The sequence below is a fragment of the Brevundimonas aveniformis DSM 17977 genome (genome assembly GCF_000428765.1).
In the GTDB taxonomy this organism is placed as follows: Bacteria; Pseudomonadota; Alphaproteobacteria; order Caulobacterales; family Caulobacteraceae; genus Brevundimonas; species Brevundimonas aveniformis.
Map to the genome: position 1 here is coordinate 172,907 of NZ_AUAO01000002.1, position 16,661 is coordinate 189,567.

The 16,661-nt window shown below is 65.8% G+C and carries 17 protein-coding genes; 11 read left to right on the forward strand and 6 right to left on the reverse strand.

The annotated features are described in order from the left end of the window. Positions 1-83 precede the first annotated feature (83 nt). On the forward strand, positions 84-1,268 hold the full coding sequence (locus G391_RS0106100) for a BaiN/RdsA family NAD(P)/FAD-dependent oxidoreductase (protein WP_029086735.1): 1,185 nt from the start codon (positions 84-86) through the stop codon (positions 1,266-1,268). Between the two features lie 57 nt (positions 1,269-1,325). On the opposite strand, the gene G391_RS0106105 is transcribed toward G391_RS0106100, so the two are convergent. Beyond that, on the reverse strand, positions 1,326-4,121 hold the full coding sequence (locus G391_RS0106105) for a calcium-binding protein (RefSeq protein ID WP_029086736.1): 2,796 nt from the start codon (positions 4,119-4,121) through the stop codon (positions 1,326-1,328). 235 nt (positions 4,122-4,356) lie between these two features. Continuing rightward, positions 4,357-4,707 (reverse strand): phage holin family protein, encoded by a 351-nt coding sequence (locus G391_RS0106110; RefSeq protein WP_029086737.1) that lies wholly within the window; start codon positions 4,705-4,707, stop codon positions 4,357-4,359. Between the two features lie 87 nt (positions 4,708-4,794). On the opposite strand from G391_RS0106110, the gene recQ reads away from it, so the two are divergent. Together recQ and G391_RS0106120 are read left to right on the forward strand one after the other, a co-directional pair. Beyond that, positions 4,795-6,687: a DNA helicase RecQ gene (gene recQ / locus G391_RS0106115; protein ID WP_035304066.1), complete on the forward strand. Its 1,893-nt coding sequence runs from the start codon at positions 4,795-4,797 to the stop codon at positions 6,685-6,687. 217 nt (positions 6,688-6,904) lie between these two features. After that, complete coding sequence (locus tag G391_RS0106120) at positions 6,905-8,602, forward strand: MFS transporter (RefSeq protein ID WP_029086739.1); 1,698 nt, start codon at positions 6,905-6,907, stop codon at positions 8,600-8,602. Here the strand turns inward: G391_RS0106120 and truA are convergent. Genes truA through def form a run of 4 tightly spaced genes read right to left on the reverse strand, consistent with a single transcriptional unit; the run spans position 8,599 to position 11,015 of the window. Further along, positions 8,599-9,339: a tRNA pseudouridine(38-40) synthase TruA gene (gene truA, locus G391_RS0106125; RefSeq protein ID WP_029086740.1), complete on the reverse strand. Its 741-nt coding sequence runs from the start codon at positions 9,337-9,339 to the stop codon at positions 8,599-8,601. The genes G391_RS0106120 and truA overlap by 4 nt on opposite strands. Continuing rightward, positions 9,339-10,250, reverse strand: a complete 912-nt coding sequence (gene fmt, locus G391_RS0106130; protein ID WP_029086741.1) for a methionyl-tRNA formyltransferase — start codon at positions 10,248-10,250, stop codon at positions 9,339-9,341. Before fmt ends, truA begins: the two co-directional genes overlap by 1 nt. 28 nt (positions 10,251-10,278) lie before the next feature. After that, complete coding sequence (locus G391_RS0106135; RefSeq protein WP_029086742.1) at positions 10,279-10,485, reverse strand: hypothetical protein; 207 nt, start codon at positions 10,483-10,485, stop codon at positions 10,279-10,281. Continuing rightward, positions 10,485-11,015 carry a peptide deformylase gene (gene def, locus G391_RS0106140; RefSeq protein ID WP_029086743.1) on the reverse strand — a complete coding sequence of 177 codons (531 nt, stop codon included), beginning with the start codon at positions 11,013-11,015 and terminating at the stop codon, positions 10,485-10,487. The genes G391_RS0106135 and def overlap by 1 nt, the downstream gene beginning before the upstream one ends. 56 nt (positions 11,016-11,071) lie before the next feature. Between def and G391_RS0106145 the strand changes: the two genes are divergently transcribed. From G391_RS0106145 to flhB, 8 genes are all read left to right on the forward strand, one after another. Then, positions 11,072-11,641, forward strand: a complete 570-nt coding sequence (locus G391_RS0106145; RefSeq protein ID WP_211226482.1) for a hypothetical protein — start codon at positions 11,072-11,074, stop codon at positions 11,639-11,641. A gap of 7 nt (positions 11,642-11,648) precedes the next feature. Then, positions 11,649-12,377 carry an SAM-dependent methyltransferase gene (locus G391_RS0106150; RefSeq protein ID WP_029086745.1) on the forward strand — a complete coding sequence of 243 codons (729 nt, stop codon included), beginning with the start codon at positions 11,649-11,651 and terminating at the stop codon, positions 12,375-12,377. Beyond that, positions 12,374-13,645, forward strand: a complete 1,272-nt coding sequence (locus tag G391_RS0106155; RefSeq protein WP_029086746.1) for a hypothetical protein — start codon at positions 12,374-12,376, stop codon at positions 13,643-13,645. Before G391_RS0106150 ends, G391_RS0106155 begins: the two co-directional genes overlap by 4 nt. A gap of 125 nt (positions 13,646-13,770) precedes the next feature. After that, positions 13,771-14,022: a hypothetical protein gene (locus G391_RS0106160; RefSeq protein ID WP_029086747.1), complete on the forward strand. Its 252-nt coding sequence runs from the start codon at positions 13,771-13,773 to the stop codon at positions 14,020-14,022. Beyond that, a complete protein-coding gene (locus tag G391_RS0106165; RefSeq protein ID WP_029086748.1) occupies positions 14,019-14,453 on the forward strand; it encodes a TA system VapC family ribonuclease toxin in 435 nt (144 codons plus the stop codon). Before G391_RS0106160 ends, G391_RS0106165 begins: the two co-directional genes overlap by 4 nt. 69 nt (positions 14,454-14,522) lie before the next feature. Next, a complete protein-coding gene (gene fliQ / locus G391_RS0106170; RefSeq protein WP_029086749.1) occupies positions 14,523-14,786 on the forward strand; it encodes a flagellar biosynthesis protein FliQ in 264 nt (87 codons plus the stop codon). After that, positions 14,787-15,548, forward strand: a complete 762-nt coding sequence (fliR, locus tag G391_RS0106175; RefSeq protein WP_029086750.1) for a flagellar biosynthetic protein FliR — start codon at positions 14,787-14,789, stop codon at positions 15,546-15,548. It begins immediately after the preceding gene. 3 nt (positions 15,549-15,551) lie between these two features. Next, complete coding sequence (gene flhB / locus G391_RS0106180; RefSeq protein ID WP_029086751.1) at positions 15,552-16,631, forward strand: flagellar biosynthesis protein FlhB; 1,080 nt, start codon at positions 15,552-15,554, stop codon at positions 16,629-16,631. Positions 16,632-16,661: the final 30 nt, after the last annotated feature.

Below are 16,661 nucleotides of genomic sequence, written 5' to 3' on the forward strand. Positions count from 1 at the left end.
CGACGGCCATCGACCCCGAGCCCGGCCTGGTCCCCTTCGACAGATGGCGTGGCCCGCGGCGAGCGGAGCCGCTATCAGGGACCATGGGTGACCGCTTAGATGTCCTGATTGTCGGTGCCGGCGCAGCCGGGATGATGTGCGCCGTCGAGGCCGGGCGGCGCGGGCGGCGCGTTCTGATCGTCGACCATGCCCAGGCCCCCGGTGAGAAGATCCGAATCTCGGGCGGCGGTCGTTGCAACTTCACCAATCTGGGGGCGGGGCCCCATGCGATGCTGGGCGAGAACGCCCGGTTCGCGACCTCGGCCCTCAAGCGATTCAGCCAGCGGGATTTCATCGCCCGGGTCGATGCGGCGGGGATCGCCTGGCACGAAAAGACGCTGGGACAATTGTTCTGTGACGGCTCGGCCAAACAGATCATTGCCCTGTTGACGGGTCAGATGGCCGAGGCCGGTGTTCAGTTGAGGCTGGGGGTGGGGGTGACCGAGGTGGCGCGGCAGGGCGACGGGTTCCGGGCGCGACTGTCTGACGGGTCGGGGGTCGAGGTGGCGTCGCTGGTCCTGGCCACCGGCGGCAAGTCGATCCCGAAGATGGGCGCGACCGGCTGGGCCTATGAGACGGCGAAGGCTTTCGGATTGCGGGTCACCGAGACGCGACCGGCCCTGGTGCCCCTGACGTTCGAGGCGGGGCTGCTGGAAGAGACGAAGGCGCTGTCGGGGCTGTCGGTGGATGCCGTCGTGCGCGGGGGCGGGGCCAAGTTCCGTGAGGGGTTGTTGTTCACCCACCGGGGACTGTCGGGGCCGAGCGTGTTGCAGATCAGTTCCTACTGGCGCGAGGGCGCGGCGATCACGGCCAATCTGGCCCCGGACGCGGATGTGTTTGAGGCGCTGAAGGCGGCCAAACAGGCCAGCGGCAAACAGGAGGTGGCGACGGCGCTGGGCCATATTGTGCCCAAGCGGTTGGCCGACTGGATCTGTCAGCGGGCGGGGGTCAGCGGGCGGCTGGGCGACCAGAAGGATGCGGCCCTGAAGGCGGTGGCAGAGGCGGTGAACGGCTGGACCGTCAAGCCGGTGGGGTCAGAGGGCTATCGAACGGCGGAGGTGACCCTGGGCGGGATCGCGACCGATCAACTGGACCAGGGCACGATGCAGGCCAAGACCGTGCCGGGCCTGTTCTGCATCGGCGAGGCGGTGGACATCACCGGCTGGCTGGGCGGCTATAACTTCCAGTGGGCCTGGTCCTCCGGCTGGGCGGCGGGGCAGGTGTGTTGAGGCCGGTCAGGTGAGATCTGGAAACGGCGGCGGACGGGCTCAAGTGGAGACTGTCGGCTAGAATATCCAGTCGGCATCGCCGGGTAGGAGTTGCAAAAAGCGCCCTCCCCAATGGCCGCCGGGAGACAGGGCCAGATCCATCCATTCCGGCTCGAGCGGGATCCGCTGATCGATCCTGTCGGGGTCGGACGTCGGCAGGTCGCCCGGAAGAACCAGGGGAGCATCCGGGTTCAACGGCGGCACGACGTCCGGCCCAGAAGGCTTGGAGTTGGTCACGGGCTCACCGGGCAGGATCAGCGGGGATGACCCGCCGATCAAGACCTGACCGGTATTTGGGTTGCAGATCACCAGGGTCAGATCGACGAACCTGTCATTGAAGCGAAGAACCTCAACGCCGGTTAGAAAGTCCGATCCTTCGGCACCCTTGATCCGGTAGCCTGAGCCTTCCTGGAAAATCTGATAGGTGTCGGACTCCCCTGAAATCACGACCTCGTCCCAGCCCGCGCCGCCATCAAGGGTGTCATTGCCGGCCCCGCCGACAAGCTCATCGTTGCCCGCCCCCCCGATCAGGATGTCGTTCCCATCGCCGCCCATCAGCACGTCATTGCCGTCCATGCCATCGAACCGATTGTCCTTGGCGTCGCCGGTCAGCTGGTCGCGTCGCTCTGACCCGTTCAGATTTTCGATGTCGACCAGGGTGTCCAGTCCCTGGCCGGTGTTCTGAGCACCGACGATTCTCAAATCGACGGTCGCGCCGTAGGCTATATAGGTCACAGGATCGGTGAAACCGAACAACTGAACGGTATCCGAGCCCGCGCCACCATCCAGAAGGTCTTTTCCTTCGCCGTTCCAGATTTCGTCGTCGCCATCGCCTCCATAGTGCTGATCATCGCCACGACCGCCCTCGAGATAGTCGTCGCCGTCAAGGCCATAGAGGATGTCGTCGCCGCCATTGCCCCAGAAGCGGTCGTCGTAGGCCCCGCCGCGCAGGGTGTCCGCATGGCTTGAGCCGGCGATGTCGAACCGCTCGAAACCAGAAAACTGGACGCCAGTAGTTGAAGAGACGGGGATGTAAGTCGTTGTCGCCGCATCGAACTGCAACGCGTCGGGTGTTGACCAGTGGGCGCTAACCGTAAGGAGATCGATACCGGCGCCGCCCGAGGCCGTTCCGTCCTGCAAGGACACCTGATCGTCGCCGTCTCCGCCTGAGGCGAGGGCAACCAGGCCGAAGTTGGCCAAGATGATGTCGTCGCCGTCTCCTCCAAAGACAGAAGTATTCACGCCGTAAGAGACCTCTATTTGGTCGTTGCCCCCACGGCCCTCGACGACATACTCGCCACTCTGAACGACGAACCGGTTTGCTTGATCGGTCCCAATAATGCTGGTGGGTCGGCTAGCCGTTCGGACCGTCAAATTTTCGATACTGATGAACGTGTCCAGGCCCTGTCCGGTATCCTGAGGGCCGGTCAAATTCAGATCGATGACGACTTGGCCCTCTCCCATCTGTTGAGCAAGTGAAACGGTGTCGGAGCCGGCCCCTCCATCAAAGATGTCATTGCCAAAGCTCTCGTTGATAACCTGCTCGTAAAATCGATCATCGCCGGTCCCCCCAAGGAGCTCGTCGTCACCCGAGCCGCCAGAGAGGGAGTCGTTTCCACCCTGCCCCTCAAGGACATCATTTCCGTCCCCACCCGCGAGCGTGTCGTGGCCAGACCCGGCCTGAATTCGATCGTCGCCCCCGCGCCCTTCGATGGTCATGTCCAGCGAATAGCCTAGCTGGGTGGTGATGGTATCCCCCGCATTCCCCAGGTAGATGTATTCGAAGCCAGACAAGGCAAAGCCTGACGCGTCGAACGTGCCCCCGATAACGATTTGAGCCGCTGCTGAGGTGCTACCGAACCACAGGTGGTCCAGAACATCAGCTTCGTCGCCGGCGTCCAGGTAGGTGCCTGCGTAGTCAGCCGACGACGTCACATTGACCCAGAAGGAGTCGGACCCCGCTCCGGCAACGATGTAGTCGGCATCAACCAGGGTGATGCTGTCGTTTCCTGCCCCGGCATAGATGTGATCGTAGCCTAGACCGCCCCGAATGGTGTCGTCTCCGGTGCCTCCTTGAATCCGGTCGCTCCCGTCTCCGCCCAGCAGGGTGCCGGAGCCAATCAGGACATCGTCGCCGGCACCGCCGTCCAGCAAGCCAGTGACGTTTTCGATGTGATCGTTGCCATCTTCACCCCGAGCGTCGCCCAAGCCATCGCGCAGAGTGTCATTGCCGGCACCACCGTAGGCGTCGCCTCGGTAGACCCCTGAGCTGCCACCCACGGTGATGTGATCGTCGCCGGCATCGCCATACAGCCGGTCCCCGCGAGCGCCGCCGATCAGCCGGTCGTTGCCGTCGCCGCCGTAGAGGTGATCCCCGAAAGAGTCGCCGCTCGCGCTCCCATGGAGCGTGTCATCGCCGCCGTTCCCGTAGAACGTGTCCTGAGCCGAGGACCCCATGAAGATGTCAGAGCCCACGAGAACGCTTGCGGGCGAATCTCGAAAGGCTGAGGGAGAAAGGCCGAGAGAGGCCATGTCCTCGAAAACGGCGATCAGCACGCCGCTCGCATTGTGAATTTCAAGGCGGTCCATGACGCCGACCGGAAAGCTCGTACCGGAGACGATCGAGAATCCGGCCCCGGCGGAGACAAAGGTAAAGGTGTAGTCCCTGGTCCAACTGGTTAATGCGCCGCGGATGACCCATTGAGAGGCGGTCGAGCTGACCAGCTCAAATGCGCCCCTGGTAAACATGTCGAGCCAACTGTCATTCGTCGGGTTGGCAGTGAATGACCATCGCTGGAAGAACTGAACGCGCATCACAGCTTCCCCTCTACTGCGAGCTGCAATCTAGGGGGAAGGTCGCCGAACGCGCAAGTTCAATCCGGCTGGGCGACGGGGCAGGTGGGCTAGAGGGGGACGATGCTTGTGTTGTCATCCCGGCCGGAGCGGAGCGCAGAGCCGGGACAAGCGTGCCGATCTGCGGGCGTTCGAGACAGGCTCACCCTTGTCCCGGATGGCTGCTGCGCAGCTTCCGGGATGACAAAATGGAGGATCAGTCGTTCTTTTCGCCGATGAACCAGCCGGCGATGCAGCTGACCAGGCCGGTGATGACGGCGGCACCGATGCCGGGCCAGAAGCCGATGATGTTGAAGCCACCCAGCATCATCGCCACCAGGCCGATGGTGGCGGCGTTCACGACCAGCAGGAACAGGCCGAAGGTGATGAAGGTGATCGGCAGGGTCACGAAGGTCAGGACCGGCCGCACCAGGGCGTTGACGATGCCCAGCAGCACCGCCGCCGCAATCAGGGAGCCGGTCGAGAGCACCTCGACGCCGGGAATCCATTCGCTGGCGAGCCAGAGGCCGAGGGCGGTGACGACCGCCTGAAGAAGCATTCTGATCATGGGGACAGGATGGCGCATCAGGCCGAGATGTCAAAGGCCCGGCACCCTCCGGCTGGTCACTCAGAACAAATCCGGTACAAGGTGGGCATGACCGTTTCCGTACTGACTCGCCCCGACGCCGCATCGCCGACGCTGGAAGAGGCGAGAGCGACGCTGGCGGCTGTGTGGGGGCACGCCGATTTTCGCGGGATGCAGGCCGGGGTGGTGGCCGAGGTGCTGGCCGGGCGCGATGTGCTGGCGGTGTTGCCGACGGGCGGGGGCAAGAGCGTCTGTTATCAGGTGCCGGCGATCCTGAGGCGCGGGGTCGGGCTGGTGGTGTCGCCGCTGATCGCGCTGATGACCGACCAGGCCGAGGCGTTGGTGCAGCAGGGGGTGGCGGCCGCGCGGCTGGATTCCAATGTGCCGCTGGAGGAGCGCGATGCGATCTGGCGGCGGGCGCGGGCCGGTGAGCTGGACCTGCTGTATGTGTCGCCCGAAGGTCTGGCCAATCCGGGCATGGTGGCGCGGCTGGTCGAGCTGGACCTGGCGCTGATCGCCATCGACGAGGCCCACTGTGTGTCGCAGTGGGGGCACGATTTCCGGCCGGACTATCGCAATCTGGGGCGGCTGGCGGAGCTGTTCCCCGGCGTGCCGAGGATCGCGGTGACGGCGACGGCGGACCCAAGGACTCGTGACGACATCCTGGCCTCGCTCCGGCTGGAGGGGGCCCGGGTCTTCGTCGACAGCTTCGCCCGACCCAATCTGAAGCTGGCGGCGGAAAAGAAGGACGGCGGGCGCAAGACCACCGACCGGCGGGTGGTCGAGCTGGTGAGCGCGCGTAAAGGACAGTCGGGTGTGGTCTATTGCGGCGCGCGCGAGGCCTGCGAGCGGCTGACGGCCGAGCTGGTCGAGGCCGGGGTCAAGGCCATCGCCTATCACGCCGGGATGGCCGGCGACGACCGCGACCGGCGGCTGAAGCGGTTTCTGTCGGAAGACGGGGCGGTGATGGTGGCGACCATCGCCTTCGGTATGGGGGTGGACAAGGCCGATGTGCGCTTCGTCATCCACGCCGATCCGCCCGGCTCGCTGGAGGCCTACTGGCAGGAGGTCGGGCGGGCCGGCCGCGACGGCGAGCCGGCGGACTGTATTACGCTGTACGGGCCGTCGGACATCGCCTGGTGCCTGAAGCGGCTGGAGGGGCGGCCGATGCCCGAGGAGGTGCGGATCGTCCAGGCGGGCAAGGCGCGCCGCCTGTTCGCCATGCTGGACGGGGCGGCCTGTCGCCAGATGGCGGTGCGGCGCTATTTCGGGGAGACGACCGCGGAGCCGTGCGGGGTCTGTGATCTGTGCGACGATGCGCCGGAGCTGTTCGACGGGACGGTGGCGGCGCAGAAGGCGCTGGCGGCGGTGCAGCGGCTGGGCGGCCGGTTCGGGCGCGGGCGGGTGGTCGAGCACCTGACCGGGCGGACCAAGGAGCCGCAGGGCTGGGAGACGGCGCTGTCGACCTGGGGCGTAGGGGCCGACACGGCGCCGCGCGGTTGGCGCGAGGTGATCGACCATCTGCTGTTCGACGGGCTGCTGGTCGAGGACCCGAACGAGGGCAAGCCGCTGTTGACGCTGGGCGACGGCGAGGCGGTGCGCGAGGTCTATCGGGGCGGGCGCGAGGTGATGATCCGGCGCGCACCGGACGCCTATGACGCCTCGACCCGCTCGGGCAATCCGAGGAGCCGGTCGCGCGGGGCGGTGCGGTCGCTCGGGCCGGCGGAGGTGCTGCTGCCGGAGGTGCAGGCGCGGTTCGATGCACTGCGCGCCTGGCGGCGGGATCAGGCGGCGACCCAGCGGGTGCCGCCCTATGTGATCTTCCAGGACCGGACCCTGGCCGAGATCGCGCGGGTCGAGCCGGGCGACCTGGAGGCGCTGGGTCGGATTTCCGGCGTCGGCCAGTCCAAGCTGAGCCGCTATGGCGCGGCGGTGCTGGGGGTGCTGGCGGGGTTGGGGTGACTTTCTCCTCTCCATGACATGGGGAGGTGTCGCGAGGCGGAGCCGAGAGACGGAGGGGGCGGCGCAGGCCCCTCAGGAGAGGTCCGGCGAAGGCGGCGGCGCCCCCTCCACCGCTTCGCGGTCCCCCTCCCCATCCAGGATGGGGAGGAGAAGAGTTCGGCCGGCCGCTGGACACCACGCTTGCACCGTCTAACGTCCCCCTCGGGGAGGACGCACCATGACAGACACCAGCCTTGAGGCCGGGCAGCCGGGCGTGGGCCGGGACGACCGGATGGTCATTCTGGCCTCGTCGGTCGGGACGGTGATCGAGTGGTACGACTTCTATCTGTACGGGTCGCTGGCGGCGATCATCACGGCCCAGTTCTTCTCAGGCGTGAACGAGACGACGGGCTATATTTTTGCACTGATGGCGTTTGCGGCGGGGTTCGCGGTCCGGCCGTTCGGGGCGCTGGTGTTCGGGCGGCTGGGCGACCTGTGGGGGCGCAAGAACACCTTTCTGGTGACCATGGCGCTGATGGGGCTGTCGACCTTCGTGGTCGGGCTGTTGCCGAGCTATGCGGCCATCGGGGTGGCGGCGCCGGTGATCCTGATCCTGATGCGGCTGATTCAGGGGCTGGCGCTGGGCGGCGAATACGGCGGGGCGGCGACCTATGTGGCCGAGCACGCGCCGACGGGGAAACGCGGCTTCTACACCTCCTTCATCCAGATCACGGCGACAGCGGGGTTGTTGCTGAGTCTGGTGGTCATCCTGGGGGTGCGGACCTGGCTGGGCGAAGAGGCGTTCGCCGACTGGGGCTGGCGGATCCCGTTCCTGGTGTCGATCCTGCTCTTGGGCGTGTCGCTGTGGATCCGGTTGAAGCTGGCCGAGAGCCCCGCCTTCCAGCGGATGAAGGCCGAGGGCAAGGGGTCCAGGACGCCGCTGAAGGACAGTTTCGCGCGGTGGCCGAACCTGAGGCTGGTGCTGATCGCCTTGTTCGGTCTGGTCGCCGGTCAGGCGGTGGTCTGGTACACGGGCCAGTTCTACGCCCTGTTCTTCCTGGAGAAGACGCTCAAGGTCGAGGCCCCGCTGGCCAACACCCTGATCGCCATCGCGCTGATCCTGGCGACGCCCTTCTTCGTCTTCTGGGGCTGGCTGTCGGACAAGGTGGGGCGAAAGCCGATCATCCTGGCCGGCTGTCTGATTGCGGCGCTCAGCTATCAGCCGTTGTTCCACGCCCTGACCGGGGCGGCCAATCCGCAACTGGCGGAGGCGACGCGGACGGCCCCGGTGACGGTGCATGCCGATCCGGCGGACTGTTCGTTCCAGTTCGATCCCATCGGCCGGACCCAGTTCACCCGGTCCTGCGACCTGATACGCACCCACCTGTCGCGGGCGGGCGTCACCTATGACGTCGTCGACCTGCCCGCCGGATCGGTGGCCGAGGCGCATATCGGGGACCGGGTCATTCCCAGCTTCCACAGCGTCATTCTCGAGGACCAGATCGTCACAGCGCCTGCGGGAGCCATCAGGCGCGCTGTGTTCATTGAACGCAAGGCAGCCTTCGACGCCGAGTTGGGTGGGGCCCTGACGGAAGCCGGCTATCCCGCCTCGGCGGACAGTGAACGGGTCAACAGGCCGATGGTGGTCGGCATCCTGTTCCTGCTCGTGCTGTTCGTGACCATGGTCTACGGGCCGATCGCGGCGGCGCTGGTGGAGATGTTCCCGACATCGATCCGCTACACCTCGATGTCGCTGCCCTACCATATCGGCAACGGCTGGTTCGGCGGGTTCCTGCCGACCACGGCCTTCGCCATCGTGGCGGCGACGGGGAATGTCTATGCCGGCCTGTGGTACCCCATTGCCGTGGCGTTGCTGACGTTTGCGGTCGGCCTGTTCCTGGTCAAGGACCGACGCGACGTCGATCTGATGGACTAGTAGCCCACGCCGGTCAGATACAGGCCGTGGGCCGGGGCGACGGGGCCGCAGGCCTTGCGGTCACGCGCGTCGAGCGCCGCCCTCACGTCCGCACGGGTCCAGCGACCGGTGCCGACCTCAGCCAGGGTGCCGGTCATGGACCGGACCTGGCGGTGCAGGAAGGAGCGCGAGGCAAAGACCAGATGCACCTCTTCGCCGACCCGGCTGACGGTCGCCAGATCGAGCGTCTTGATCGGCGATTTCGCCTGACACTGGAGGTCGCGGAAGGTGGTGAAGTCGTGGTGGCCGACCAGCACCTGGGCGGCGTCGTGCATGGCCTCGACATCCAGCGGCTTTTTGACGTGCCAGACCTTGCCGCGCTCCAGGGCGGGCGGGGCCGGGCGATTGAGAATGCGATAGAGGTAGCGGCGCTCGGTGGCGGAAAAGCGGGCGTGCCAGTCGCCCTCGGCCACCTGGGCGTCGAGCACTGAGACGGCCTCGTCGATCAGATGGGCGTTCAGGGCATTGAGGACGGTCCGGGCCGGCCAGTCCTTTTCCAAATCGGCGTGGACGACCTGGCCGGTGGCGTGGACGCCGGTGTCGGTGCGGCCCGCCGCCTGGAGGCGGATGCGCTCGCCGGAGAAGGCGAAGACCGCGGTTTCGACGGCTTCCTGAACCGAGGGCAGGCCGGGGCCTTGGGCCTGATAGCCATGGTAGCGGGTGCCGTCGTACTCGAGCGTCAGGCGATAGCGCGGCATCAGCCGACGACCCGACCGGCGGGGACGGGAAAGCCGCGAACGAACTCGTCCGCCGACTGGCGGCCCTTGCCGTCACGCTGGACGGTGATGAGGCGCACGGCACCGGATCCGCAGGCGATCAGAAGCTGGTCATCCAGAGCCTGGCCGGGCGAGCCGGCGCCTTCGGCGACCCGTGACATCAGGGCCTTGCACCGCACGTCGTCGACCTCGAACCAGGCTCCGGGGAAGGGCGAAAGGCCGCGAATGTGGCGGTCGATCTCGACGGCCGGGCGGGTCCAGTCGATACGCGCCTCGGCGGACTTGATCTTGCGGGCGTAGGTCGGCTCGCCGGCCTGGGGCGTTTCGATGGCATTGCCGCGTTCCAGAGCCCCGAGCGCGCGCGGCAGGAGGCCCGCGCCCAGCCGTGACAGGCGTTCGGACAGGCTGGCGGCGGTGTCGTCGGCGGTGATGGGTGTCTGCTCGGACAGCAGGACGTTGCCTTCGTCGAGCCCCTCGGTCATCCGCATGACCTGAACGCCGGTGACGGCGTCGCCGGCCATGAGGGCGCGCTGGATCGGGGCGGCGCCGCGCCAGCGGGGCAGGAGGCTGGCGTGGACGTTGAAACAGCCCAGTCGCGGGGCGTCGAGCACGGCGGACAGCAGGATCTGGCCATAGGCGACAACCACCGCCGCATCGAGGTCGAGCGCCCGAAAGGCGGCGATCTCGGCAGGGTCCTTCATCGAGGCGGGCGTGCGGACCGGCAGGCCCAGCCCTTCGGCAAAGGCGTGGACCGGCGAGGGCTGAAGTTGCTGGCCGCGACCGCGCGGCCTGGGCGGCTGGGAATAGACAGCGACGATCTCGTGGCCGGAGGCCACAAGCTCGGCCAGGGACGGCACGGCGAAGTCGGGGGTTCCCATGAAGGCGAGGCGCATGGGCGCGGGCTCTAACGGATGGGCCGGATCAATACCAGCGCGTCTCGACCCCGCCGCCCTCGTCCCATTCGCCGCCGGCGTCGAGCGTGTCGTCGAAATCGAGCAGGCGATCGATCAGAATGCCGGCGGCGACGCCGACAAGGGCAAAGACCAGAATGGCCCCGACTCCGACGGCCCCCGCCGTCTCGGCCCGTGTCAGGCGACGGCGCGCCGGCAGGCGGTAACGGCGGCCCATCACGCGGCCGCCTTGGAACGCATGACCTTCTTCACCTTGGTCACGGCGCGATCGCGGCGCAGCCGCGAGAGATGATCAATGAACAAGACGCCCTCCAGATGGTCCATCTCGTGTTGGATGCAGGTGGCGAACAGGCCGTCGGCCTCTTCGGTGACGGGCTTGCCGTCATAGTCGAGATATTCGAGCGTCACCCGGACCGGGCGTTCGACCTCGTCGAAATACTCCGGCACCGACAGACAGCCCTCTTCGTAGAGGCCGACCTCTTCCGAGCGCCAGGTGATCTTGGGATTGACGAAGTAGCGGGGCTGGGGCTCTTCGCCCTCGCGGGCCAAGTCCATGACGATGACCCGGACAGGCTCGCCGATCTGGACCGCCGCCAGGCCGATGCCGGGCGCGTCGTACATGGTTTCGAGCATGTCATCCATCAGGGCGCGCAAGGCGTCATCGACCGCCGCTACCTCTTTGGAGACGGTCTTGAGCACCGCCGTATCGGCGGGCGTGTCACAGGTCAAAATGCGGCGAATGGCCATGATGTTCAGGTAGGCGGCGCATGGGGCGCGGTCAAGGCGGTGGCTGTCTTGACGCCATGACAAGAACGATGTTCGGTCAGGTGGCGGGGGCCATATTCAAAGGGGACGACATGGGACTGTTCGACTTCATGAGCGGATCGAAATCTGCGCCCGCAGGCGTGGCGCGCGTGTCGCCGCAGGAGCTGAAAACGCGGCTGCTGGGATTGAACCGCGAGACGGCCCCCTGGCACATTCGCGATGGTGCGGCCGAGGGGGTGGATCTGGTGGCGGAATGGCGGGTCGTCGATGCACGCTGGTACGAGATCTTCGCCAAGGCGGGCCTTCAGAAGGCGCATCAGGTGCTGATGAAGTTCGATCCGGCCAAGGGGGAGGTTCGCAGCGTCGACCGGGACTGGACGGTGGAATGGCGCGCAGGCGTGCCGAGCCTGAGCCTGACGGCAGAGGCCTTTCGCGGCCAGAAGGTCGAGGTGAGCTTCGGAACCGCCTATGCCTTTCGCGAGGAGGACCTGACCTATGGCCAGGTCTATGAGTACCGGTTCAATTCTCAGGAGATGAAAGGCCCGTTGCGCGACGCGGCGCTGGCCGCGGGTTGGAGCTGGAAGGGCGTGGCCTTTTCCAAGCTATAAGGGGGACGTGACCGACCTCAATCTCGCCGCCTATCCGCATATGGGGATCGCCAATCCGGTGTCGGAAGACGCTGTGAGCGCGATGCTGGAGCTGACCGGCCTTGAGCCTGGTGACCGGGCGGCTGAGCTGGGCTGTGGCAACGGGGCGCTGGCGCGCCTATTGGCCGGGTGGGGCCTGCGCGTGCTGGCGGTGGACCGCAGCGCCGCCATGGCAGGCCTGGCGCGGCGACGGATGGATGAGGCCGGATTGTCGAAGGCGGTCGAGGTCGTGGCCGGCGATGCCGCAGACGTGGCCGAGGCGCGCGGACCGTTCCGGCTGGTGGCGGCGGTCGGTACGACGAGGCTGGGCGATTTCGATCATCTGGCGGGATGGGTAGAGCCCGGCGGCTGGCTGCTGTGGGGGGATTTGTTCTTCAGGGGCGCGCCAGTGCCGGCCTTTGTCGCGGCGGGTCTGGACTATGACACGGACGCGGGTTGGCGGGCGCGGGGCCAGACGGCGGGGCTGGAACTGGTCGATACTCGGATCAGCGAAGAGGCCGACTGGGAGGCCTATGTCACGGACCTGATAGCGGCGGTGGCCGCGTGGGGGCGTGAGAACCCCGACGACCCGCAACGCCCCGCCCTCGAGGCGCGGGCGCGGGCGTTGGCGACCATGTACGGCCCGGCGGGGCGCGAGGCGCTCGGGTTTGGGCTTTATCTGTTTAGACGACCGGGGATGAAGACTGATGGGGGGTGACGGGTATTTCCGCCTTTGCCCCCGAGCTCGCCATTCTCGTGCATGACCTGAGGATCAAGGGTTGGGTTGAGCAGCCTAGCGAGGACGGGCTGAGCAACGATTTCGGTTTCCTTGAAGTGGTCTCGCTTCTCAAGGTAGAGAGAACGTGGGTATATGGAGTTGCGAGAGAGAACGGGATGCCGAGGTCGGTCAATCTGTTTATCGTTGCGCTGTGCCTCGTTGGCCTGGTTACAGCCGCCCCTGACAGGGTCGCAGCTCAGCCCGGACCGACGATCACAGATCACGGAAGCGGTAATCAAACGATTGAGTATCATGATCCCATCGATGTGAACGGAGATCACGATCCTCCCGGAAACTGGGGCAACCCAGGCGGGCCCGATGGCCCACGCTCTCCTAGCGAGAGCACGGGTCAGCCCGGGGGACCTGCCACCGCAACGATAGTTGTGAATGGCAACAACTTCCAGATTCATCAGGCCACGATGGACGATCTGCGTGAGATCATCTGGTACGATGAGACAAATAGCGTCATCGCCCGGGTCGGTATGTACCTCGCCGGAATATTGACGTCCTGGGGGATACTCAACGGCGTTCCCAACAATTGGGGGGAGGTGATTGTCGGCCTGTCCGTCCCGTCGCCAGGTTCAGAAGATCTTGTTTTGTTCGTCCAGGGGGCCCAAGGCGTCGAACGCCACCTGAGAAATGAGAATTTGAAGGCCCTCGCATTGGGTCAGCTCCGAGCCCACAATCGCCGTGACGTGACGGGCGAACGCCTCTTCCGGTTGCTGCGAGATATGCTGCATCGCCCGCAGAATTATCGGAGGCCGAATTCGGAATTCAATTTTGGGCCGAGCTCGTACGTTCCGCCGTTGCCGGGCGAGGAGCTCATGTTCCTGAACCCCCCGGTGTTTCCAGCTAGGCCCTGCGATCAGGATCGATTGCGGGAGCTCGTGCTTGAGCTGGAGGCCTTAGGGGGAGCTACTTCGCGGCTCATCTGGGAAACGGATATCTATTATGCGGCGTCGGCTGACACGCCGCCGCCATTCCTGGTTTTCTCACTACGCGACTTTCATCTAGTGAATGCCGCTCTCATCATGGCCCCTGACGATTACCGTCCAAATTTCACCAATACCATGCCGACACAATATACCATGCCGACACAATATTCGTTCGGCTGTACGCCTCAGTTTTGGGGAGTGCTGCAGTACTCTGCAGATATAGTTGGCCGACCGTTGCCATATGAACTTTCGTGGGTCCAGCCGTATCTCTAACGCGCGTATCCGAGGCTAGGACATCGGGTTGAGGGGCTTATCCGGGAAGGGCTGAGCAGCCGGGTGCCCGGCCGTCGGGTCGAGCCCGAGGGCGACGGGGCGGTCTTCCACAAAGTTGATGCGTGATGCGTGATGCGATAAAATGGGCCATGCGAACGACCCTGACCATCGATGATGACGTCCTCGCCGCCGCCCGCGCCATGGCGGAAGCCGAGAACAAGAGCCTGGGCCAGATCGTGTCAGAACTGGCGCGACGCTCGTTGCGCGGGCCGACGAAGGCCGCGACACGCCGAAACGGGCTGACGATCCTGCCGTCGCGAGGCGGGAAGAAGGTGACCCTCGAGCTGGTCAATCAGATCCGCGACGACGTCGAGTGAGGTGTCTGCTCGACGTCAACGTGCTGCTGGCGTTGCTTGATGCCGACCACGTCCACCATGCGACAGCCCACGTCTGGTTCGAAAGGGAGGGGGCTGCCGGCTTTGCAACCTGCCCCATCGTCGAGAATGGCTTTCTGAGAATCATCAGCCATCCCAAGTACACAAACCCCGTCACCGGCCCGGACCAGGCGGCTCCACTGCTCGCGGATTTGCGACGGCACCCCGGCCACCAGTTCTGGGCCGACGATATAAGTCTGGCGGGTGCAAGCATCGTGGCGATCGACCGAATCCGCACGCCCGGTCAGGTGACCGACACCTACCTGTTGGCGCTTGCGGTTTGCAAAGGCGGGCGCCTGGCCACCCTGGACCGCCGCTTGTCGCCGGATGCGGTGGCCGGCGGCAAGAAGGCGCTGTGTCTGATCGCGCCCTGATCCCCATCCACACGCTTCATTAACCACGCGGTAGGCAAAACTCGCCGGGTATCTGAGCGGAGTGAGTGCGTGAACGGGGTCGAGGTTCTGGACGTGGGGCGGGATGCCATCTGGCTGACCATCCAGCTGTGCGCGCCGGTGCTGATTGTGGGCCTGATCGTGGGCGTTCTGATCGGCCTGATGCAGGCCCTGACGCAGATTCAGGAAGCGACGCTGATCTTTGCGCCCAAGATCCTGGCGATCTTTGTGGCTCTGGTGCTGTTCCTGCCGTTGATGGGGGCCATGCTGGGCAGCTTCTTCCAGCAGATCGCCGGTCGCATCGCAGGCATGTAGATGGAGCCGTATGCGGCCGCCGATGAGGTCTGGCGCGCGGCCCTGGTGTTCGCGCGGATTGGGGCCATCGTCCTTCTGATCCCCGGCATCGGCGAAAGCTATGTGCCGCCGCGCATCCGATTGTCGTTTGCCCTGCTGGTGACCCTGGCCCTGACGCCGGTGGTCAGTGAGGCCATGCCCGGCCTGCCGGCGACGATCAGTGGTATCGCCGGCTGGCTCATTCGCGAGATCATCGTCGGGCTGATGATCGGCTCGGTGTTGCGGCTGTTCCTGTCGGCCCTGGGGGTGGCGGGAGAGATTGTGTCGTTGCAGACGACGCTGAGCTTCGCCCAGACGGCCAATCCGCTTCAGGCCCAGCCGGGGACGACCCTGGCGGCGTTTCTGACGCTGTTGGGTGTGGTGCTGGTGTTCGCCACCAATCTGCATCACCTGTTCATTGCGGCGATGGTCGGCAGCTATGATGTGATCCGTCCGACCGGGCCGCTGATCTATCAGGACGCGACGGAGCTGATCCTTCGGACGGTGGCGGATTCGTTTGCCCTGGGGGTCCAGCTTTCAGCGCCTGTTCTGGTGTTTGCCCTGATCTTCAACCTGGCGACGGGACTGGTTGGACGGGTGATGCCGCAGTTCCAGATCTTCTTTGCCGCAACGCCCCTGAACGTCTTGCTGGGCCTGTCGGTCTTCGCCCTGTCGCTGGGCGTTCTGGGCATGGTCTTTATCGACCGCTACCGCGCGGTGGCGTCCTTCTTTTCGGGTGGCTAGCGCATGGCCGAAGACCAGGACAAGGCCTCAAAAACAGAAGAGGCAACACCCCGCAAGTTAGAGGAAGCGCGCAAGAAGGGGGATGTCGCCAAGACCCAGGACCTGGCCTCGGTCATGGCTCTGGCGGCGGCGATTGCGGTGATCCTGTGGGGCGGGGCCTGGCTGTCGATCAACCTGGCTGAATCGCTGGTGCCGTTCATCGCCAATCCCCACGAGATGGTCGGAACGCTGGAGGCCGGGGGCGGCACCGAGATCGCCCGCTTTGCCCTGACGGCCCTGGCCCCGGCCATCGGCATGGTCATGGCCGCGACCATGGTGGCGGGAGCCGGCGGCAATATTGTCCAATCCGGCTTTCTGTGGACGACCGAAAAGCTGAAACCGGAGTGGTCGCGGGTGTCGCCGTTGAAGGGCTTTGGCCGGATCTTCGGACCCGACGGCGTGGCCCAGTTCGTCAAGACCTTCCTCAAGGTGCTGGCGACCGGCGCGATTGCCTGGATGGTGCTCAAGCCGCACGCTGCCGAGTTTGCCGGCATGTCCGCCATGGCCCCGGCCGCCATCTTGCCGGCGGCGATGAAGATCGCGGGATCGTTGATGGTCGGCATTCTGTCGCTGCTGGCGGTCGTGGCCGGCGTCGACTGGCTGTGGCAGCGGCAACGCTTTGCCGAGAAGATGCGCATGAGCCGCGAGGAGCTGAAGGAAGACTTCAAACAGTCCGAGGGCGATCCCCACGTGAAGGCCCGCCAGCGGCAGATCCGTATCGAGCGGTCGCGGCGGAGGATGATGGCGGCGGTGCCGGAGGCGACGGTGGTGATCATGAACCCGACCCACTTCGCCGTGGCGCTGAAATATGAGGCGGGCGAGACGCCGGCTCCGATGTGCGTGGCCAAGGGCGTCGATACCCTGGCCCTGCGGATTCGTGCCGTGGCCGAGGAAGCCGGGGTGCCGGTGATCGAGGACGCGCCGCTGGCCCGGGCGCTCTATGCCACGGTCGACGTCGACCAGACGATCCCGCGCGCCCACTATGAGGCGGTGGCCAAGGTTCTGGGCTTTGTTCTGGGCACGGGGCGCAAGCGCGTTCGATGATAAAGTGCGATGACTGATTCGCTCGGGAGT